This is a genomic window from Rhizobium giardinii bv. giardinii H152 (genome assembly GCF_000379605.1).
In the GTDB taxonomy this organism is placed as follows: Bacteria; Pseudomonadota; Alphaproteobacteria; order Rhizobiales; family Rhizobiaceae; genus Pararhizobium; species Pararhizobium giardinii.
The window spans coordinates 54,992-75,195 of the sequence record NZ_KB902580.1 but is presented as its reverse complement, the minus strand read 5'-3'; the positions used below and the strand labels follow the sequence as shown (position 1 = coordinate 75,195).

Sequence of the window (20,204 nt, the reverse complement as noted above, 5' to 3'; positions counted from 1 at the left end):
AAATTTAAAGGGGCGAATGGCTTCGGCGCCACCATCATGAACCGCCCCTGCGGCGACTGCCTCTGGCTCTCTCGGCCCAGCTCATCTTTGCAGAAACGATCCTCGGCCTTGTCTACGGCTTTGTGTTCGAGGGGCGATGGCCGACAGTCGCCGAGGCGATTGGAGCGACGTTGCAATTTTTGGCGTCTGTTCCGGAATTGCGGTTTTCAGTAGGCCACCGTTTGCGCACGCCCGCGCTGCCACTTGCCACGTACTGGAGGGCCGCACAATACAGCTCCATCGGCCGCACGTTACGCTGATGGCTTGCAAAGAGTAAACACGAGCGTAGCTCAACTGACGCATTGGCGTCATCACCATTGATTTCGCTACGGCTCTTACGCGCAGGCCGGAGTCTCTTCAAATCATCCACTAAAGTGAAGGGCTTGTTGCGCGTCCGGCCACCTTTTCAGTTCCCTCGAGCGGTTATGATCCAGGCGCGAGTCGAAAAGCACTCCCTCGCAATCAAATATCGCCATCACCATGCCAGAAGGCGACAACCAGATGCTCGCTCTTCGTGAGGGCGCGTTCTCCGTGCAGATGGCTGCGAATTTTCTTTGCCATTCCAGCTTCGCAGCCTACCCAGGCAAACCGTGAATCGCCCCGTGGGGGAAAATCGGCACCTTCGACGGCATCCAGCAAGTTACGCCGGGACGCAGTTGCAGCCGTCTTCCGATAAATCCATTCAACGGCCATGCCAGAGGGACAATCGAGCTCCTGCCGCTCGATGTCGCTATCGACCTCGATTGCAACGGTTCCCCGCGCTGTCGCGGGCAGACATTCGAGAATACGGGAGATCGCGGGCAGGGCGGTTTCGTCTCCGGCGAGCAGATACCAGCTTGCCTTGGCGATACCGCCGCCGCTAGGCCCCGCCGCACCAGCCATGTCGCCGGGCCGCGCCTTCCGCGCCCAGCTTGTACCGGGACCGCGCGAACCATGCAAAAAGAAATCGACGTCGATAGTGCCCCGCGCCCGGTCGACGGAACGCACCGTGTAACGCCGCCAGACCGGAATGACCTGCGAATTTTCGGGTATCCGCGCAGCTGCAACGCCATGGCGCCGCTCCTGTGCAACAATGTCGCCGAGATTGACCAGGATCTGCAGATGAAGCGCGCTCAAGGTATCGAAATGTTCGATACCAGTGCCCCTGAAGGTAATACGCCGCATCCTCGGCGTCACATCCCGGACGGCCACCACCGCTAGCGTGCGGAAGCTGGGAGGAAGGCGGAGGTTGCGGCTTCCCTCGTTCCATTCGATGGGCGGCGCCGGATTACTCATCAACTCAGAAAACTCGGCCTGCAGCCACATTTTGACGAAGTAGAGCGCGTCGAGATCGGCGGCAGCGGCATCGACCGCGACATGACGGCCATCCTGGCGCAGCGACCCGGCAACGTTCGGCAAAATGACGGTGACAACGCCATCGTCTTCCTGCACGTCCACGCCGTGTTCCCTCATATGGCTGCAAAGGTAACGAAGACAGCTTTTCGGATCGGGGATTTCCACGCGCGCTTGCAAGGCGTAAGGCAGCGCGCAATCGGCCGGCTGGTCGGTTGATCTCATTACCGGATCTCGCTGACCGGGTCTGCCGCGGGATGCCACAGCCGCTCGGAAAAGAAGCGCTGACGGGAAATCGACACGATGGCTGCCCGTTTGGTAGGAAAATCGACCGTTTTGATATGAGAGAAACCCGAGCGCTGCAGGTTGCGCAGTTGGCGATGATGATCGGCTTGCGGCTCTTGAACGATCCTTTCGGTGCGCGGGTCGTCGAGAAACATCAGATGCAGGAGCGACGGCAGCCAGGCAGTGAACCATTCACGGCCGCGAAAGGCATCTTCTCCGACGATAACGTGACAACCGCGGTCATAGTCGCCGGCATCGCAGAACGTGCCGATCAGATCTTCCTTCGCCCAATAGATTTCAAAATAGGAAAAGGCCTTCTCCTCGAACCGACCAATCAGCGGGATGATGTGCGGATCAGCGAACATGCCTTCCAGATAGCGCCTGTGGCGGGCTTCATCGCCCGCCTCCCGCCAGAATTCGTTGACCCTTGGATCGTTCATCCAGCGATGAACATTAGGCAGATCGCCAAGGGTGGCGACATCGAAGGCAAGCGTGCCGCCGAGCCAGGGAATGAAGCGGGCATAGAGGCGTCCGACAGCCGGTTTCGGCGGACGTGCCGGATACGCGGTCTTGCCGTCATGGATGTCATGGCGCGGGTAGGCCGGCGAAGGCGACGACCTCCACAATTCCGGTATCTGCCAGACCATATCGGCGATCACGGATGGCGGCGAGGCCGGGGTGTCTCCTGGAATGCAGAGACCGCCCCTCAGCAAGTCCGGCAGGAGGTCGGTCCACCCGTCACCGGCCAGAGACACGGATGCAAGATCAAACCGGGTCGCAAAAAGATACTCGAAGGCCGCACAGACCAGTCGGAACCCCTGCATGCCGGCCGGCGGTTGACCGGCAACTGCGAGGGTTGGAGCACCTGCCAGAGATACGGTGAAGGCCGCGTGATCGGCTTTGCCGGACGAGACCGACAATACCGACCCGGTAAGCCCGACCTCGATTGGTCCCGCTTCATAAAGCTGGGAGGATCGAAACACGGAACCCTCGCGAACGGAGGCTTGGTTAAACGTCCCCATGATATTCACAGGCGAGCTCCACTGCCCTTCAAGCAACCATGCACATCAAAAAACTTTCGTCAGCGAGACAGCGAATGTGCGCCCGCGCCCCTTGTAGTCGAACACCGCCTCGTCGGCGAGCGCACCGTAAAGCGCCTTGGCCCGCGAGCCCCAGATAGTGGTGTAGTCCGTGTCGAAGACGTTCTGGATGCCGAAGTTCAAGGTCGTGTCCGTATTTTTGAACGTGTAGCCCCCGGTCAGATCAAACAATGTGTACCCGTCGATCTTGAACGCATCGGCATCGGTAAGCTCAAACACATGCTGACCCGAGAATTTCAGGTTGAGGGCGTCGCCGGTCCAGCCGACATAACCGCCGATCTTGGAAACGCTCGCAGTGCCGACCGAGTCCTTTTCCCAGCCGTTGTCGCCTTTCACCTCGGTTTTTACCCATTGGCCAATTAACCCGACGGTGAATCCGTCGTCGAGATTCACCCCGGCCCTTCCTTCGATACCGTAGACCCGCCTGTCCTGATCCACGACCTCTACGGCAAGGGTTGAACGGTTAAGGTTGATGGAGCGGTCAGAAATCGAATAATAGGCTGCCGTTTCGAAATTGTAGGTGCCGTCGTCGAGGCGGTAGCCGATCTCGACGGAATTGGTCTTGATTGCTTCCAGGGCGGAATCGGCGACGTTGACGCTGTTGATCAGCGAATAGTGGCCGTCCGCCAGTGAATAGAGGCCGATGCCGTAATATCTGGCGGGGTCGGGCAGTTCGAAGCCCTGGCTAAAGTTGGCGTAGACCTGTTGCGCGGTGTCCAGCTCATAGCTCGCGCCTGTATTGAACAGCACCGCATCATAATCCACCTCTCCGCCGGGAATGATGTCGGCGGAAGTCGCCGTCCCCTCAAGGATGGCAACCTGTTGCGCCGCGCCGACGAAATCTGAAACCTTGGTATCGGCAAACTGGTAGCGGACGCCGCCGCTCAGCGTCAGCTTGTCAGTGGCCTCATAGGAGGCCTCAACAAACCCCGCGACTGTCGAGACATCGATCCCCGGGTAAAGGCCCGTCAGGCCGATGGTCTCGAAGTTCATGCCGCCCGTCTCGGCCGCCAGAAGCATATCGAAGACGTTCTGATGCGATGAGAAGGAATCACGGTCGGCATCGAAGCCGTAGGTGATCTTCAGGCTATCGGTCGGCTGGGCCACCAAGGCAGCCTTGATGCTGTAGTAATCCGTATCCTGCGAACTTCCCGCAAAATAGCTGCCCGACGGGAATGGGCTGAACTGGAGCCGCTCGCTGCGATAAGCCCCCTGCAGCAGAAGCTGCTGGCCGAGCACATCGTCGTCGGTGTACGTGACGTTCAGCATCGAACGGCGGCTCTGCGGATTGAAGTCTGACCGATATCCGCTGCGCGTTTCGAACAGGCTTGGATCGGCCAGTGCGGCAAAGAAAGGGCCGTAATACAGACCGTAATCCGACTCTTGGCTACTGTCGAAAAACTGCCCCGAGACTTCGAGCCGCCGGCCGTTGTCGATTTGGAAGCCCACCGATCCCATAATGTCGATGCGCTCGTTGAAGGCCGTCGAGGTTTGGGTGATATCCGGGATAAGGACGGTGCCGGTGCCGTCGTAAAAGGCGCCTGATTTATTGCCCGCCACGGAGAAACGCGCATCCCAATTGTCACTGTTGTAGGTTACGGCCCCGGCGGCATTACGGTCCAAGTCCTTGCTGCCGGAAAAGCCGCTGCCCATGCCGCCCGTCACCTCGGCATGCAGGCCCGGCTCGGCATCCTTACCTTTCTTGGTGATGATGTTGATGATTCCGCCGGTGGCGTTGCCGCCGTAGAGCGCGGTCGCTCCCGAGAGTACCTCCACCCGCTCAATGTTGAAGGGATCGATGGAATCGAACTGGCGGCTGAGCGATCGGGCGGAGTTCATCGACACGCCGTCGATGAGGACGAGTGCGGTGCGGCCGCGCAGGTTCTGGCCATAGGATGTGCGCGCCCCCGCGCTTGCCGGATCGAAGCTGGGCACGGTTTCACCCAGGATCTGCTGCAACGTTTTTCCGGAGCGGGCCTGGGACTGGATTTCCTTCGATTCGACAACATAGATCGTACGGGCCGTTTCGGAAATCTGCTGCGGCGAGCGGCTGCCGGTCACCACGATCGCATCAAGCGAGGTCGCGGCATGCTTGTCGTTGCTCACTATCGCGGCATCCGCCGCCTGATCTGCATCCTGTGCGATTGCGCTTGTGCTGACTATCGCAGCCGCCGTCGTTGCCAGCCACACACCACGGTTGAATTTTCTGCCCATAACGCCCCCTGCACATCAAAAAACAATCCGCCTGCTTGATCCCCGAAAGCGAATTGGTAATACAAGACAATTTCAGTCATGTTTATGGGATAAACTTTTCCCCTGCTTGGATTGAGGCGAACCGGACTAGGACGGGCGCGAACTTCAACAAGAAAGGCCGGCGCAAGAAATGGAAATCATCCGACCGCTGAAATTCGGTACACTTTCGCTTCCCGACAGCGAAAGCAGGATCGTATGCCGTAGCATTCTCCTGGAAATACTGGGAGACGCGACGATTGCCGTCGAAAACGGCAATCTTGCCGGTGTGACAGGGTTGTTCTGGAGATACGTGTCGCTGTCCCTCGCTACACTCTATTTTCCGAGGACATCGCTTCGGCTTACGGCAAACGGCGTGACGGACGCCGGGATCGTCATCGTCCGGGCCATGGACGGGCCGCTCTTCGTCCACCATCGGCGGCGGAAGGTTGAGGTGGCGCGATCGGACGTCATCTTTCTACCCGCAGACGCGCCTTCCGAAATCATTCTGCCGGAAGGTGGGCGTTTCGATTGCGCCCACCTTCCTTCCTATGCACTTGCCTCCATGTTGGAGGTTTTGAGCCCGTTGATGATGCGGCCGCTTGCGGCCGACTGCCTGCCTCTGCAATTGCTGACCAACTATGCGGGCTATCTTCTGCGGCAGGAGTATCAGAGTGAAGAGGATGCGGGCATGATGGTTGCGCATTTCTACGACCTTCTGCCGGTGCTCGCCCAGCATGTCGGCAAGGCCAGCCCGTCGGACAGCCCGCGGAACCGCCTCGCCTCCATCAAGACGCACATCGAGCGTGAGCTTGCCAACGGCTCCTTCTCGATCACGGACGTCGCAGAGGCTGAAGGGATCACTCCGCGCGCAATCCAGAAGTTTTTCAACCGCGAAGGTACAACCTTTTCCCGCTATGTACTCGGCAGGCGGCTATCGCTTGCCAAGGGTTTCATCCTGGCTGAGGGACCGCCGATGCCCATCAGCCAGATCGCCTACAATGTTGGCTTCAACGACCTTTCTTACTTCAACCGAACCTTCAGACGCCGTTATGGCGTGCGCCCTACGGATTTACGCCGTCTTGCCACGGCCAACACTGGCTGACAGTGCCGTACTGGAAATATTGGCAATTACGCAAACCCTCCCGAAACAGGGCGACTTTCAGTCTGAAGTGAACGACTTCCGCAGTGCAAGAGCTGCTTCAGGCAGCGTCGCTACGGCTTTGGAAAGCAACGAGTGGATTGGCCACCATGCCCTGGAAATCTGGCACCGGACGTTCGTCGTCATCGGCGTAGCCGTGCGTGAACAAGCGAACCCGGTTCAGGCAAAGGCGCGGATATTCATCGCCGAAGAGGTCGAACGTTGCAAAACGCGATCCCATGTCCGGGAAGCGCTTCTGGTAGCGCAGAACACTTTCGCGGGCCAAGGCCCAGAAAGCGCTTTCCGAAAGACCCGATCGCTGATCGAGCAGCACCGACACATAGCGGAAGACGCAGATGAATAGCGTCGTCTGGATGAAATGGACGAGGAAGTCGGCAGGCAGGCAAAGCAGAACGGCGCGGACCTCTTCGGGCAGACTGCCGCTTTCCGGAAATTCCAGGTCACAGACGATGACGTCATCGATGAAATCGCGAAGCGCGAGCCGCTCGGGGCGCCCGTTCTTCACTATGAGCGTTGCGTTCTGGCCATGAGCCGAGAAGGCGAGGCCATGCTTTGCCAGCAGGTGGAAGACCGGAGGGATCACGGCATCGAAAAACAGTGCCATCCATTCGGAAACCGGAATGTCTGCCTTCTCAGCCAGCGCCTGAACCACAGGTTTTCCGTCTGCGCCGGCATGCAGCAGGGCCGCAAGCGGAATACCGCTTTCACCCGGCCTCAGATGCGCCGCCAGGCTGTCGCGCCAAAGGCAACCGAGCATTTCGTTAAACTGGTAGGGGGCGCCGTCGATGGTCGAGAACTGCGGATGGACGTAATGCATGCCAGCGCGCTCACCGAGGAGAACCAAGCCACATTCCTCCGACAGAAACCTGTCCCTAAGGAGCAACTCGTCGAGCCAAGCGGTCAGTGGCGCCGCAGACAGCGCCCGTTTTCCTGGGATGCCACGGTAGACGGCCGTATTGAGGATGGTCATGCACAGCTTCAGTGTCGATTTTTCCGGATGGGAGATGTTCGACAGCGTACGCACGGATTGCTGCGGCAGATAAAGATCATCGCCCTTGCCGAGCAGGATGATATGGTCCGATGCGATATCGGCGGCAAAATGCGGCACGATCATGTGGTCCCATTGCCAGGGATGCACAGGCATCATGTAATGCGACTCGGAGGATCCTCCCTGAGCGGCGAGCGTGGCACGGAACGCCTCAAGACGAGCTTCGCCGATGGCTTCACGAACCAGCCCCTCATTGGTGAGGTTCTGTTCCGCAACGAAGGATGCGCGGTCTTTGCTCACCCCCAGCCAGAGAACTTCCGTCGGCGTTTGATTTTCAGGGGTATAGGCGAGATAGTCACCATAGCCGAGGCCGATTCGTCCCTTGCTGACCGTCACCCAGGGATGGCCCGTAGTTTCGCCTTCCATGCGGATGTCGTCGAGTTCGGTCAGTTCCGCACCTGTTTTCGTCGCCCGGGCCGCTATATGTGCGTCCGAAATCAGGGTATTGCCGAGTTCTTTGATGAAGTGCGCAACCGTCATCGGCTTGACGCCGAGTTCAGGCAGAACATCCGCGCAGAAAGCAAGCGGGTCATGGACAGGCCAATCGATGCCGTCCGCCGTCTTCACGATGCTTGCCGGATCGACGGACAGGTTGTCGAAAACATAGCGCTTGGCTTTGAATCGGTATGCGACCGCGCCGATATCGATGCGGAACTGGTCCGGCTTTTCCTCTTTAACGTCGAAGACCCGCTCATAGGCGAATTCCTCGATGACCTTGGCGAGAAGGCGTCCGGAGGCCTGTTGCCATAGCGCCCTGGAAAAGGCGCCCTGAAAGAGCGGATTATGATGCGTGGGCATAGAAATCTCCTGAACCTGAGGAATCGGGTTGATGGGCAGGCAGGCCGAAATGCTGGAACGATGCCCGTGCGTTGACGCGGTAGTGTTCCCGGTCTAGAAGCCGGTTGACGATGACGGCGTTGCGGAAGGCACCGAGGCCGAGATCGGGTGCACCGACGCCGTGATGGAAGGTTTCGGCATTCTGGATGAAGACGTGCCCCTTGCCGCCATCGCAGCGGCGCGCGCGAAAATCCTCGCCGACGATCACGTCGCCTTTCTCGCAGGTTTCCAGAACGCTGCCCTTCAACGTGTCGAGCCAGTCCGGCCAGGCATGGCGATAACCGGTCGCGGCAACGACCGCATCCGCTTCGATGACTGTTTTTTGGTCAAGGTGGTTATGGCCGATCCCGAGTCGGAAGGAGCCGTGCGCTGCGCTTTCGAGCGTCTCTACCGTGCAGTTCGAATAGAGCGAAAGCCCGGGGTCGCGTCCGCCGACGGAACGTTCGTACAGGAGATCGAAGATTTCGCCGATGGTCGAAAAGCTGATGCCCTTGTAGAGAAGACCCTGATTGGCCACGATCTCGCGGCGTTTGCTCGGCGGGATCCCGTGGAAATGGCGCATGTAATCGGGTGTGAAATATTCGAGGCCGAGCTTTGAATACTCCATGGGGAAGAAACCGGGGGACCGGGTGATCCACTGGATGGACGAACCAGCCGCGATCCTTTCCGGCGTCAGGTCGTTGTAGAGTGCCAAAACGCATTCGGCAGCGCTTTGCCCGGAGCCGACGACGGTGACGCGGCGGCGATTCGCAAGCTCCAGGCGCCGCTTGCCGAATTCGCTGGAATGCAGGAGAGGGGCCGTCGCCCTGATCCGCGTCCATTGCGGCAGGAAAGGTACTGTTCCGACGCCGATTGCGATATTGCGGCTGCGATAATGCTGCCTCGCTCCCGCAGCCGACCGGCTTTCGATGACAAAGCTGTCGGAGGCCGTCTCAAGGCCGACGTCCATAACATCCTCACCGAAACGGCACGACGAAAGCTGCTCAGACGCCCAGCGGCAATAGTCGTCATACTCTTGCCGGGGGATCATGAAGTGTTCGTAGAAATAGAACTTGTAGAGGCGATCGTGGGTCGCGAGATAGTTCAGGAAGCTCAACGGGTGTGTCGGGTTCGCCATGGTCACGAGGTCGGCCATGAATGGCACCTGCAGCGTCGTGCCGGGCAGAAGGAGGCCTTCATGCCAGCGAAACCCCGGCTTGCGTTCGAGAAATACGCTGGAGAGATTGTCGTGGGAGGAGAGGAGGGCGGCAAGACCGAGATTGAACGGTCCGATGCCGATGCCCGCCAGATTGATATCCATCATGATTATAATCCGAATTGTTGGCTGAAGCGTTCCCGGTGGCAAAACATCAGTTTCGCACGCTTGTCGGGCAGGTCGATCTCGCCCTGTTCCTCGAAGGCGCAGACCGGCGCATAGCGCAGCAGACGCCGCGCCGCGACGCTCGGCTCGCCCACGACCTTCCGGGTGGCGGGATCGTCAAGAAAGAGGAAGCGGGTAAAGGCGCGGATCACCGCGGGCGCCGTGCCGTGCCCGAAGAAGGACGGTTCGCCTACCAGCATATGCCAGCCGCGGTCCCTCTCTTCGGCGGGGTAATGACGGCCGAGAATATCGTCCTTCGCCCAATAGGCTTCCCAGTAGCTCATGGGTATCCCGTCGATCAGGCCGATATAGGGATCCTGGTGCGGGTCGGCGAGATTGGTGTCGATGTATGCGGCGATATCCTCGATCGGCTTCGCCATCTTCCATTGCGGCACCACATGTGGTTGGTTCATCCAGCGCCACAAAAGTTCCAGATCGCGTTCCTTCTCCAGAAGCCGGAAGCTGATCGTGCGACCGATGTCCGGGTCATGGCGCGAATAGGCGAAGGCGGTGTCGGGCATGCTGAGGTCAAGCATCGACTAGAGCCTTTGCGGATTGCAGCATCGGGTTGGCGATTTCGAGATAGACCGACTGCGTTTCCAGCGGGCCGACCAGTTCATCCATCCGCGCAAGGCGGGTTTTCAGGTTCGCCTTGCAATGCAGCGCCGGCGCCAGCATCTTGTGCACGAGGCTGGAATTTGCCCCCTCGAGGGCCTCAAGCCGCAGAAGTTCGCTGCGCAGCATGGCGATAAGAGCGGCTTCCTCGATCAGGCCCTCGCGACCGAGCGCCCCGATCATGCCGAGCACCGAATTGATGAATGCGTAGTAGAGCAGCCGCTCATCGACCGGCTCCTCGCCGAAGACGGATTCGCTCATCTCTCCAAGACCCGGCAGAGCTTCTGCGAGCGCCTTGTGGCCGCGCTCATGGTGGAAAAAGCCCTGATTGTCGCGATAGAACACGCGGGCCGGATAACCGTCCTCAATCTCCATCAGTATATTCTGCTGGTGCGCTTCCATGGCAATGCCATGCCGCAGATAGAGGCCGAAGACGGGGCGGACGAAGACGCGCAGGAACCGCTCGAACCAATCAGCAGCCACAGCATCGAGCGCACGGTCTTCAATCTGTGCACGCTTGCGGATCAAGGCGCCGAGACGGCTGCCGCGTTCAGGCAGATGCTCGCACAGGGCAGCAAGTAGCGAGACGTTGCGATCCGCATCGGCGCCGATGAACGGATTTTCACGCATCGACACAGAAAGACCGTCGATTACCGTTCCGTCTATCTTGACGCCCATATAGGCCGGATCAGCTATGAGGGTCAGACCGGGATAACTGCGCGAGAAATCCTGCCACAACGGATGGCGGCGGAAGCGAAACATATCATCGCCGCGCAACAGTTCGCGGGCGAGGTTGACACGAACCGAATTGGTGATGCCGATACCGAGCGATACCTTCAGCATGAACGGCGCGTCCGGCCGGTAGAGCGTCCGCACCGACGACGTCGGGAACCAGGGCTTTCCAGCCTCGCCGCAATCGATCAGGCGTCCTTCCGCGACAAGGGCCACGACGGACGGGTTCTTGAGCATGTTCCCAGCCTGCCAGGGATGGACTGGCAACAGTGCAAAATTGCCGGCAGGCAGGGCCGCTTTCAGGTTGTCGAGGTCGTCGCCGACCAGGCTCTCCAGCCAGTCCTCGGCTGAAGGCGAACCATGTGAATGACCGGTATGAAACAGGCTCCGCTCGACGGCAAACCAACGCAGCGGAAAGCCGGCGGCAAATTCCGGCGAATAACGGCGCGATTCCGCCTCCGTCAAGCCCTCGCGGCTTTTCGGGCAGGGGTGGATGCCGTGGCCTGCGATCAGACCTTGCTCCGCTGCGATGAAGGAAACCTCCTCACCAGCCAGGGCGGCAAGATCGGCCTTGCGCGCCTCAAGCGCGGCTTCGATGAGGAGACGGCTCGACCGGGCGCGGCCCAGAAGATCGTCGCGGCCGTCCTTAGCCGCAGCCGACGGTTCCAGCCGTTCGAGGACTGCGGTGACGGCGTCTGCGGGACTGATGGCTTTCTGCGTATCTGAGCCGATCAGGATCACCGGCTCGCCGAAAAGGTGGTGACCGGTCGCCGAGCGGTAGAGGGCTGGCAAATCGAGGTTTCCGCCGCTGCCCGGAAAGGTGAGCGTGAAGCGCAAGTGCCCCGATTGTCCCGACCAGCGGACGCGGTCTGGATATTCGCGGGCAACGCAGTTGAGAATGGAGCGCAGGGCAAGGATACCGGCATTATGGGCGTGCATGATGTGTCTCCAGTTCGCGGGCCGTCTCGCCGATCGCATCAAGGACGTGGTGGACGACATCCGACGTTGAACGCGGGTTGAGAAGCGTGAGCTTGAAGTGAACACGGCCGTCGAGAACGGTCGTGGCAAGGGCGGCGATACCGGCGTGGAAAAGCGCTGCCCGTACCCCGATCGCGATCGTATCCGAGCGTTCTGGGCCGCCGGGCGAAACGTAACGGAACAGAACCGTCGAAAGCGTAGGCTGCCGTGCCAGGCGCAGATATTTGCGCTCCTCGATGGCGTCCGCAGCGGCAAGGGTATTTTCGAGCGTCTTGCTGATCAACGCATCCAGACCGTTGCGGCCGATCGCCCGCAGGGTCATCAGCACTTTCAGCGCATCGCTCCTGCGCGTCGTCTGGAAGGAGCGTTCCACGAGGTTCGGGGCATCGGCAAAAACGGCCTCTTCCGGATTGAGATAATCGGCCTTCGTTGCCAGGGGCAAGAAATCCAACCGGTCGCTGACGAGAAGAGCGCCGCAGCTGATGGGCTGAAACAGCATCTTGTGAAAGTCGAGCGCGATCGAATGGGCGCGCTCAAGTCCCGCAAGACGACCGCGGTGGCGGGAAACCAGAAGGCCGCCTCCATAGGCGGCATCGACATGCATCCACATGTTGTATGCAGCAGCAACATCGGCGATTTCAGGCAGCGGGTCGATCGCGCCGAGATCGGTCGTCCCGGCCGTTGCGACCACCGCGACCGGCAATCTGCCTCGCGTTATCGCGCGCCGGAGGCTGGCCTCCAGTGCCGGAACAGACATCCGGCCATCGGTGTCCGTCGCGACCGTGATGACCGCGTTTTCTGCAAAGCCGAGAATGGCTGCGCTCTTGCGAATGCTGAAATGCGACTGCTCCGAGGTGAAGATGACGCCCGCCGCCCTTGCATCGTCGCCGCAGCGCGCGGCCGCCAGATGCAGCGCCGTCATGTTCGACTGGCTACCGCCGCTGGTGAAATTGCCGCTGGCCGTGGCCGGCAGGCCGACAAGCTGCGTCAGCCATGCGAGAACCCGCTCCTCGGCCATGGTCGCGAAGGGAGACTGATCCCAAGAATCGAGCGACTGGTTGGTGGCCGAAATCAGAACTTCCGCCGCCAGCGCCGGTACGGCAACCGGGCAATGAAGATGGGCCATCGCTGCCGGATCGCCGACGGCAAGGGCATGATCGAGTGCTGGTCGGCCGATGTCGGCGAGCGCCGCGGCAATACCGGTTCCGGTCTCGGGGCAGGGGTCGAGCTCATCCAGGATGCTTCTCAATCTTTGCACGCTTGCGCCCGAATAAGGGCCATGCCCGGCAGCGCCCCCGGCGACCAGATCGACTGCCTGAAGCATCGCTTCGCGGAAAGCCCGGCGCGACGCGGCGTCGTTGCTGAGGATCTGATCGGCGTGATCCAGTTCGGGCGCAGACGCCGCCTTGATAGCTACGTAATTCATGCTCATGCGGCCTTGCGTCCGATGCGGCCGAATGCGGCTGCAAGGATGCCGGTGGCCTGGTCGATCTCCTCATCGGAAATCGTAAGCGGTGGCAGGAAACGCAGCACGCTGCCATAGCGGCCGCCGGTTTCCAGAATGAGACCGGCACGGAAAACATCGTTCTGGATCATCCGGGCAATCCCGGATCCATGCGGTGGATGGCCGAGCCCATCCGGCCTGCCATCCGGATCGATGATTTCGACGCCGAGCATCAGCCCTTCGCCACGGACGTCGCCGATATAGGAAGTACTCGCCGCGATGCGCTCCAGATTGGCGCGCAGCCTGCGTCCGGCGATCGCGGCCCGCTCGACCAGTCGGTCACGGAAAATGATTTCGAGTGTTTTCGACCCGGCCGCCATGGCAAGCTGGTTGCCGCGGAAGGTGCCTGCATGGGCGCCGGGCTTCCACAGATCGAGCCCCTCCCGATAGATCATCACCGCAAGCGGCAGACCGCCGCCGATCGCCTTGGAAAGCACGATGATATCCGGAACGATGCCCGCCTTCTGAAAGGCGTAGAAGCTGCCCGTTCGTCCGATGCCGCTCTGAACCTCGTCGAGGATCAGCGGTATACCGAGATCGCGGGTGACGCGGCGAATTGTCCTCAGCCATTCAGCCGGCGCCGGGATGACGCCGCCTTCGCCCTGAACCGCCTCGAGAATGACGGCTGCCGGCAAATTGATTCCGCCCTCGGGATCGCGCAACGCGCGCTCGAAATACTCGGCGGCAAGCACCGCTGTTTCCTCGCCGCCACGGCCGAAGGGGCAACGATAGGCATAGGGGTAGGGGAAGAAGTGCGCGCCGGGCACCAGCTGTCCGACCGCGGCCTTCGGGCCGAGCGAGCCCATCAACGAAAGCGATCCCTGCGACATACCGTGATACGCGCCGCGGAACGAAACGATGTCGGTCCGGCCGGTTGCGGTTTTGGCTAGTTTGATGGCCGCTTCGATGGCGTCTGTGCCGCTTGGCGAGCAAAACTGGATTTTCGCCTCTTCGCGAAGCGCCACGGGCAGCGTTTCGAAGATATCGGCCACGAAGCGGTCTTTCACCGGCGTCATGAGATCTAGCGTGTGCAAGGGCAGGCCAGAGCGCAATACGTCCTGCAGCGTCTCGATCACCTCGGGGTGGTTGTGGCCGAGCGCCAGCGTACCGGCGCCTGCGAGGCAATCGAGGTACGTTCTGCCCTCAACATCGGTGACGGTGCAACCAGTGGCGGATTTCAGCGCGATGGGAAAGCGCCGGGGATAGCTGCGGGCGTTCGATTCGCGCCTCGCTTGGCGCTCGAGGTAGAACTCATTGCTCGAGAGTGCGGAAGCATCCATAAGATCAACTCCATTGAGATTTTCCGGGAAAGTCTGTTGGCACGCTCAGGCGCCGGCCATCTCCGGCCCTGGGTGCGTCTTGATCTTCTCCAGCATCCAGACGGACAGTCCGACGCCGAGCACGGAAATGGCCGTTGCAAGGGAAAAGAGCGTTTCATAGCCGAACCGGTCGGCGAGGAGGCCTGCGATGGAGGCGCCGATCAGGTAGATGACCAGTTCCGCGCAGGTAAGAACGGTGAAGTCCGTGCCCGGCTGATCGTCGGACGAGGACCTCATGAAGAAGGAGTAGATCGCGACCAGCTCCATGTAGCGGATGAACGTCTGGAAGGCGGAAGCCGACAGCGCGACGGCGATCCCTGGCCATGCGCCAAAAGCATTGAGCGTGAAGGCAAGGAAGCAGAGGCTGCGAAGGCCGCCCAGCAGGATGAGCGTTGCCGTCAGTCCGGCCTTGCGGATGATCAGTGCCGCGATGGCAGCCCCCAGAAGCCCGGCCGTGGCGGCCGCGCCGCCGGAAAGATAGCCGATCCAGTCGGTCGGTACCTTGATGTCGACGAGGTAAGGCCCCTCCATGCCGCGCACCAGACCTTCGCTTGCCCGGTAGGTCAGGGCAAAAGCGAGAATCATCCAGGCATTAGGCCGTCGGAAGAAGCCGAGAAGACTCGGCCGCTTCCGCAGAACCACAGCTTCAGCGGGCTCCGGCTTGTCCCTCATCCAGATCGCCGCGATAAGAGGCAGGAGCGACAGGGCGGCGACCAGAAGGATGGTCGGCCGCCAGCCGATCTGGTGAACGAGCACCAGCGCCATCGTGCCGCCGATAATGACGCCGAGAGCGACGGACCCTGCCTGCACCGCATTGCCGATCGGTCGCGACTTGCCCGTCAGATGCCGCACCGCGTAGCCGTCGGTTGCGATGTCCTGAACCGACGAGAGGAGGGTGATGACGAAGCAGATGGCGAAGAGCTGGCCGGCCTGATGCGGCTCGATCAGCGCCATGGAAGCGATGCCTGCGCTGACGAGAAGTTGCGTCGGCACGACCCAGCCGCGTCGGTGACCGAGGGCAGGCCACGGTGCATAGCGGTCAACCAGCGGAGCGATTGCGAATTTCAGCACGAGCGGCAGCAGCAGGAGAGAGAACAGCCCGATGGCCGTACGCGATGCGCCGCTCTCCCGCATCAGGGGTGGCAGGGCAACGAGCAGAAGGTAGCTCGGAATGCCTTGCGCGAGATAAAGCCCACCCAGAACGGCATAGAGTCTTCCAGCGCCATGCGAAACCAAACCCTCATCCAAAGGTGGAGAAGCCTGTACGATTGTCATAGAAGATACCGACCCTTTAATGCGGGGTTCCGAGAACCCGGATTATCCCTGCGGGTGGCATGATGGGCACGCCCTTAAACAGGAGTATTTTTATCATGTTTATGGGCTTTGCCGGATGATTGCTTGGATTTGAGCGAACCAGAGTAAGACAATTGCGAACATGACGGTCCTGCCGCGGGACGGGCGAAGGGCGACGGACATTCGAATGCGCCCACGGGAGATCAACAGCACTGGGCGTCGGTCAAAGCGATCGCTGAGCGCTCCCATCAGCGATATCGCCGACTTTCGGCTTTCCTCGTCTTGCTGTAGGGTTGTCGTAGGAGATTGGAGTCCCGCATGAACAGGATGGACGCACTTACGGCGAAGAGACGGGAGACCCGGGCACGAACGGGCGTCGGCAGCCGTTGCTCGTATTCTGCGTGACGCTGAAAGGGATGGGATCGACATAACTGTTATCGGCTCTTTGGCGAAAGGTGATTTCCGCTCCCATTCGGATGTCGATCTTCTCGTCCGCGGGCCAATCGATCCCAAGCGCCGTCGTCTGGTTGAGCGACTGGTAGCTGACGGCATGCGCTCATCCGCGATTCCTTGAGATCTTATTTTTGAGGACGACCTGACCGAAGATCGCCTCCAGGATTTACTGCATGACATCGTTTAGCCTGCCAGAGTTCGCGAAACTTTCCCCAAGGATCGCCCGCGCCGAGCGCGGGCTGGCACAGATGGAACAGTATTACGCAAGTCATACGGCTGAGGTGGGCAGATGGAGACTGGGGAGCCGTGGCGGCGGTCTCGTCGGGCATCCACAATGTCTATAATGGAATTGAGGACGTTCTTCTCAGTGCCGCGAAGGATGTCGATGATTACGTTCCAACAGACGGTTCTGTTCACCAGGACATTCTTGACCAGAGGTCAGCCGAGATTGCTGGAACGCGTCCGGCACTACTCGAAATCCAACTTTATGACGCTCTTTGCGAGATCAAGCGATTTCGCCATCTCGTGCGCCACAAATACGGTTTCGACCTGAAGCCCGACAAGGTCGTCACAAACCTCGAGCTTCTCAAGTCTGCCTTTCCCGCGTTCATTGACGCGGTGATCCGGCTGGAAAGGGCAATGAGGAACGGCGACGATCACGACGGCTGACTAGACGCGGCCGGGGGGTGCCATGCCATGGTTCACCCGTTAACGCTCAGCGATCGCTACGCCGTCCTTGATGCGATCGCTCGGATAAAGGATTGTCTTTTCCCCCGGCTGCAGCCCCTCTCGAATCTCCACCGCGAGGTTGTTTCGATGGCCGACGACAACGGAGCGCAACCGTGCCCGCGCCTCTTGCGCGACGAAAACGGCCCATTGGTCGCCTTGCCGGACCAAGGCGCCGAGCGGCAGTTGCAGGACTTCTCCTTCGAAAAGGATGACCTGCACATCGACGCGATAACCGTGTCCAAGTGGTCGCCAATATTCCGGCGGATCGGCAAAATCCAGGACGACATCGACGCGCTGCTCTTCGATTCCGAGTGCGGAAACCTTGGTTTGGCCGAAGGGCTCGATGCGTCGCACGGTCGCCTTCAAATCCTCGCCGCCCCAGCCGGTAATGATGGACCGCTGCCCTGGTCTAATCTTGACCGCTTCCTCCGAAAGCAGGCTGACGACAATCTCCAGGGCGGCGGGATCACCGATTTCGAGTAAAGGGGCGCCGCCCTCGACGACGCCTTCGCTGCGGCGCAAGACCCTTAGAACCACGCCGTTCACCGGAGCGGTCACCGGCACGCATTCGCAGGGGCCCCTGCGGCTCCGAATTTCCTGGCGCGACAACAGTCGCGACTGTGCCTGCGCGAGTTCGTGCTGCCTGACGTTCAAGGCGGCCTCGGCGGTGGCAAGATTGGCTTCCGCGACACTGTGGGCCCGCTCGGCATCTTCCAGAGTGCGCTGGGGGATCGCTCTGCGCTCCAACAGCAGACGGTTGCGTGCGAGTTCCCCGTGGGCGAAGGTCAGGTCAGCCTTCGCCTTGTTTAGCTCGGCGGCGGCAAGATTCTGCGCGGCACGCGCCGCCTCCACCGCCGCTTGCTGCTCCGCTTCGGTCCTGACGTCCAGAAAGGCCGGCGGCGCGGGCTCGATTTGTACCAGCTGGGTCTTCCCAGCCTCGACGACATCTCCCGCCTCGACCGTGATGCGCTGCATTTGGCCTCGCAAGGGTGCATGAAGCGTATAGACGTCGCGGACCCGCGTTTCGCCTTCCTCATCGATCGTGACGCGCAGAACGCCGGTTCCGGCGGCGGTGAGGTCCACCTGAACGGGCTGCGGCCGCAAGGCATAAGCGATGCCGGCCACGAGCACGGCCAGCAGGCCGCCCCATATAACCAACCTGCGTTTCGCGACGCTCACCGGTTACTCCCTTGTCTTCAGCACGGCGATCAGATCCAGTCTGTCCAGCCGCCGGCGCACGATCGCGGCGCAGGCCAGCGTCGCCGCGAGAGCGATCAGCGCGGCCTCGCCGTAGGTCGCATCCCGCAGCACCAGCGGCACCCGGTACAATTCCGTCTCAAAGGCGCTGGTCATGTACCACGCAAGGCCAAAGCCGATGACTGCGCCGAGCGGAATGGCGACCCATGTGAGGAGGCCGACCTCGCCAAGCAAAATGTAGGAGATTTCCCATCGGCTGAAACCAAGGACGCGAAGGGTCGCGAGTTCGCGCGCCCGTTCGGAGAGCGCTATGCGGATTGAATTGTAGGTGACGCCAACGGAGAGCGTCATCGAAAAGGCGACGAAGAAGCCGATGAAAATCAAGATCGTTTCACCCATGGTCTTGTAGAAAGTATCGATGGCGGCGTGGCGGAACAGGACGGCGGCAATATGGGGCGTATCCTTGAGCCTTGTGAGCAGGGTAGTGCGGCTTGATGCATCGACGCGGATGTGGAGGCCGCTTATGACGCGTCCGTCGCCCGCGATCCTGTTGAGCGCGGCCATGTCCATATAGGCGGGCTTGCCGATATAGGTTTCGAAGATCCGTAACACCGGCAGGCTCACCCGCGGCTGGCGCCCTTCCAGGAGTTCGACGGCGACGGTGTCGCCCGCCTTGACCTCAAGCAATTCGGCCAGTTTGACAGAGAGCATCAGCCCGCCGGGCGGCACCTCCAAGCGTCCGCGCTCGACGTCAAAGACGGGGCTCAGGATGGCTCCGGTCGGCACGCCAATAATACCCTGCCGCTCGACGAGATGTCCGTGATTGATGCGCGCCGAGACAAAGCGATAGGGTTCCGCCGCCAGGACGCCCGGCATATGCTCGAATTCCCTGATCGCGCCGATCGGTTGAAGGTCGCTGAACGCGACAGTCGCGTCCTGATGCTGCGCGCGCTCAAAGACGGATTCGGCGAGGGAATCGATGGCGTCGACCCATTGGAGCGCCATGATGAGAACGGCGACCGACATGGCCAGGCCGAGGCTGGCGAGAAACGCCCGCACCGGCCATCGGATGATGCGCCGCAAGATCATCCGCGACGGCTCGTCTAGAGCGCCGGCCAGCACCGTCCGCGCCGCGAAGGTGCGCCGGTAGATCGGCGGAGAAGGGGGCTGCATGGCCTCCGCGGGCGGAAGCCGGACGGCACGCCGCACCGCCGCCAGGCTGCCAGCCAGTGCTGCTCCCAGACTGATCGCCCCGGCAACCACGAAGCCCGCCGGGCCGGGACGATAGAGCAGGAACGGGAAGCGATAAAATTGCGTGTAGAGCTCGGTATTCCAATGGCCGAGCCAGGCGCCGATCACCGAGCCCATGAGGATGCCGATCGTGCCGATGACAAGAACCATTTTCGCGTAGTGCCAGCCGATCGCCCAATTGCCGTAACCGAAAGCCTTGAGGAGCCCGATCTCGCGGCGCTCGGTCTGGATCAGCCGAGCCATCACCATGTTGGTCAGGAAGGCAGCGACCGCAAGGAAGATGGCAGGCATGATCCGTGACATGTTTTTCTGCTGCGCGATCTCGCTTTCCAGAAACCAGTTCGACGTTTGGTCCGCACGGAGATAGGCGCCTATGCCGCCGAAGGGGGAAAGCAGACCATCGAGCCTACGGATAACATCCTTTGCGTTCGCATCGGGCAGGAGGCTGAGTGTCACACTGTTGAAGGAGGCCTTGAGGTCGAAGGCCGCCGCCAGCGCATCCCGGCCCATCCACAGCACTCCGAAACGCTCGTCGTCGGGCATAAGGCCTCCCGGGGCAATGGCATAGACGTATTCGGGGCTAAGTGCGGCGCCCACGACCTGCAGGTTGCGCTTGCGGCCCCTTAATATGGCATCGAAACTGTCGCCGGGTTTCAATCGGTGCGCCTCGGCGAAGGGTTCGCTGACTACCACCTCGTCGGGCCGCATTGGGTCGGCCAAGCGCCCCGACCGGATCACCAA

The 20,204-nt window shown here is 60.9% G+C and carries 15 protein-coding genes; 3 read left to right on the top strand and 12 right to left on the bottom strand.

The genetic code is table 11. From position 1 onward, the window contains the following. Positions 1–501: 501 nt before the first annotated feature. The 3 genes from A3AY_RS0106745 to rhtA form a co-directional block, all read right to left on the bottom strand. Positions 502–1,596: a siderophore-interacting protein gene (locus A3AY_RS0106745; RefSeq protein ID WP_018324925.1), complete on the bottom strand. Its 1,095-nt coding sequence runs from the start codon at positions 1,594–1,596 to the stop codon at positions 502–504. Continuing rightward, positions 1,596–2,639, bottom strand: coding sequence for a GNAT family N-acetyltransferase (locus tag A3AY_RS0106740; RefSeq protein WP_338053384.1), 1,044 nt, complete (start codon positions 2,637–2,639; stop codon positions 1,596–1,598). The genes A3AY_RS0106745 and A3AY_RS0106740 overlap by 1 nt, the downstream gene beginning before the upstream one ends. An 84-nt stretch (positions 2,640–2,723) precedes the next feature. After that, entirely contained in the window at positions 2,724–4,970 is a 2,247-nt protein-coding gene (gene rhtA, locus A3AY_RS0106735) for a TonB-dependent siderophore receptor RhtA (protein WP_018324923.1), read from the bottom strand. Between the two features lie 169 nt (positions 4,971–5,139). Here rhtA and rhrA point away from each other — a divergent pair, with 169 nt between their 5' ends. Continuing rightward, positions 5,140–6,090, top strand: a complete 951-nt coding sequence (gene rhrA / locus A3AY_RS0106730; protein ID WP_018324922.1) for a rhizobactin biosynthesis transcriptional regulator RhrA — start codon at positions 5,140–5,142, stop codon at positions 6,088–6,090. Between the two features lie 97 nt (positions 6,091–6,187). Here the strand turns inward: rhrA and A3AY_RS0106725 are convergent, their stop codons facing one another. Genes A3AY_RS0106725 through A3AY_RS0106695 form a run of 7 tightly spaced genes read right to left on the bottom strand, consistent with a single transcriptional unit; the run spans position 6,188 to position 15,815 of the window. Beyond that, positions 6,188–7,993 (bottom strand): IucA/IucC family protein, encoded by a 1,806-nt coding sequence (locus A3AY_RS0106725; RefSeq protein ID WP_018324921.1) that lies wholly within the window; start codon positions 7,991–7,993, stop codon positions 6,188–6,190. Further along, a complete protein-coding gene (rhbE, locus tag A3AY_RS0106720) occupies positions 7,977–9,335 on the bottom strand; it encodes a rhizobactin siderophore biosynthesis protein RhbE (protein ID WP_018324920.1) in 1,359 nt (452 codons plus the stop codon). Before rhbE ends, A3AY_RS0106725 begins: the two co-directional genes overlap by 17 nt. A 2-nt stretch (positions 9,336–9,337) precedes the next feature. After that, positions 9,338–9,928 carry a rhizobactin siderophore biosynthesis protein RhbD gene (rhbD, locus tag A3AY_RS0106715; protein WP_018324919.1) on the bottom strand — a complete coding sequence of 197 codons (591 nt, stop codon included), beginning with the start codon at positions 9,926–9,928 and terminating at the stop codon, positions 9,338–9,340. After that, positions 9,921–11,678: a rhizobactin siderophore biosynthesis protein RhbC gene (gene rhbC / locus A3AY_RS0106710; protein WP_018324918.1), complete on the bottom strand. Its 1,758-nt coding sequence runs from the start codon at positions 11,676–11,678 to the stop codon at positions 9,921–9,923. The genes rhbD and rhbC overlap by 8 nt, the downstream gene beginning before the upstream one ends. Next, positions 11,665–13,143 carry an L-2,4-diaminobutyrate decarboxylase gene (gene rhbB, locus A3AY_RS0106705; protein WP_276325086.1) on the bottom strand — a complete coding sequence of 493 codons (1,479 nt, stop codon included), beginning with the start codon at positions 13,141–13,143 and terminating at the stop codon, positions 11,665–11,667. The genes rhbC and rhbB overlap by 14 nt, the downstream gene beginning before the upstream one ends. 2 nt (positions 13,144–13,145) lie before the next feature. Then, a complete protein-coding gene (gene rhbA, locus A3AY_RS0106700) occupies positions 13,146–14,501 on the bottom strand; it encodes a diaminobutyrate--2-oxoglutarate transaminase (protein ID WP_018324916.1) in 1,356 nt (451 codons plus the stop codon). A 45-nt stretch (positions 14,502–14,546) separates the two neighbouring features. Continuing rightward, the gene (locus A3AY_RS0106695; RefSeq protein WP_051108314.1) at positions 14,547–15,815 is read right to left on the bottom strand and encodes a RhtX/FptX family siderophore transporter; all 1,269 of its coding nucleotides are present in this window, start codon (positions 15,813–15,815) and stop codon (positions 14,547–14,549) included. A 463-nt stretch (positions 15,816–16,278) separates the two neighbouring features. Here A3AY_RS0106695 and A3AY_RS40330 point away from each other — a divergent pair, with 463 nt between their 5' ends. Together A3AY_RS40330 and A3AY_RS0106685 are read left to right on the top strand one after the other, a co-directional pair. Continuing rightward, positions 16,279–16,407 (top strand): hypothetical protein, encoded by a 129-nt coding sequence (locus A3AY_RS40330; protein ID WP_234913079.1) that lies wholly within the window; start codon positions 16,279–16,281, stop codon positions 16,405–16,407. 185 nt (positions 16,408–16,592) lie between these two features. Further along, a complete protein-coding gene (locus tag A3AY_RS0106685) occupies positions 16,593–16,955 on the top strand; it encodes a ribonuclease toxin HepT-like protein (protein ID WP_018324913.1) in 363 nt (120 codons plus the stop codon). Positions 16,956–16,994: 39 nt separating this feature from the next. Here A3AY_RS0106685 and A3AY_RS0106680 read toward each other — a convergent pair whose 3' ends face one another. After that, complete coding sequence (locus A3AY_RS0106680) at positions 16,995–18,194, bottom strand: efflux RND transporter periplasmic adaptor subunit (RefSeq protein WP_018324912.1); 1,200 nt, start codon at positions 18,192–18,194, stop codon at positions 16,995–16,997. 3 nt (positions 18,195–18,197) lie between these two features. Continuing rightward, positions 18,198–20,183, bottom strand: a complete 1,986-nt coding sequence (locus A3AY_RS34585; protein ID WP_234913080.1) for an ABC transporter permease — start codon at positions 20,181–20,183, stop codon at positions 18,198–18,200. Positions 20,184–20,204 lie beyond the last annotated feature (21 nt).

What these genes read in the sequence shown, in the direction of transcription:
- rhbE (WP_018324920.1), bottom strand. Translation starts at nt 9,335, where the DNA reads ATGATGGATATCAATCTGGCGGGCATCGGCATCGGACCGTTCAATCTC.
- rhtA (WP_018324923.1), bottom strand. Translation starts at nt 4,970, where the DNA reads ATGGGCAGAAAATTCAACCGTGGTGTGTGGCTGGCAACGACGGCGGCT.
- rhbB (WP_276325086.1), bottom strand. Translation starts at nt 13,143, where the DNA reads ATGAATTACGTAGCTATCAAGGCGGCGTCTGCGCCCGAACTGGATCAC.
- rhbA (WP_018324916.1), bottom strand. Translation starts at nt 14,501, where the DNA reads ATGGATGCTTCCGCACTCTCGAGCAATGAGTTCTACCTCGAGCGCCAA.
- rhbD (WP_018324919.1), bottom strand. Translation starts at nt 9,928, where the DNA reads ATGCTTGACCTCAGCATGCCCGACACCGCCTTCGCCTATTCGCGCCAT.
- rhrA (WP_018324922.1), top strand. Translation starts at nt 5,140, where the DNA reads ATGGAAATCATCCGACCGCTGAAATTCGGTACACTTTCGCTTCCCGAC.
- A3AY_RS0106745 (WP_018324925.1), bottom strand. Translation starts at nt 1,596, where the DNA reads ATGAGATCAACCGACCAGCCGGCCGATTGCGCGCTGCCTTACGCCTTG.
- rhbC (WP_018324918.1), bottom strand. Translation starts at nt 11,678, where the DNA reads ATGCACGCCCATAATGCCGGTATCCTTGCCCTGCGCTCCATTCTCAAC.
- A3AY_RS0106725 (WP_018324921.1), bottom strand. Translation starts at nt 7,993, where the DNA reads ATGCCCACGCATCATAATCCGCTCTTTCAGGGCGCCTTTTCCAGGGCG.
- A3AY_RS0106695 (WP_051108314.1), bottom strand. Translation starts at nt 15,815, where the DNA reads ATGACAATCGTACAGGCTTCTCCACCTTTGGATGAGGGTTTGGTTTCG.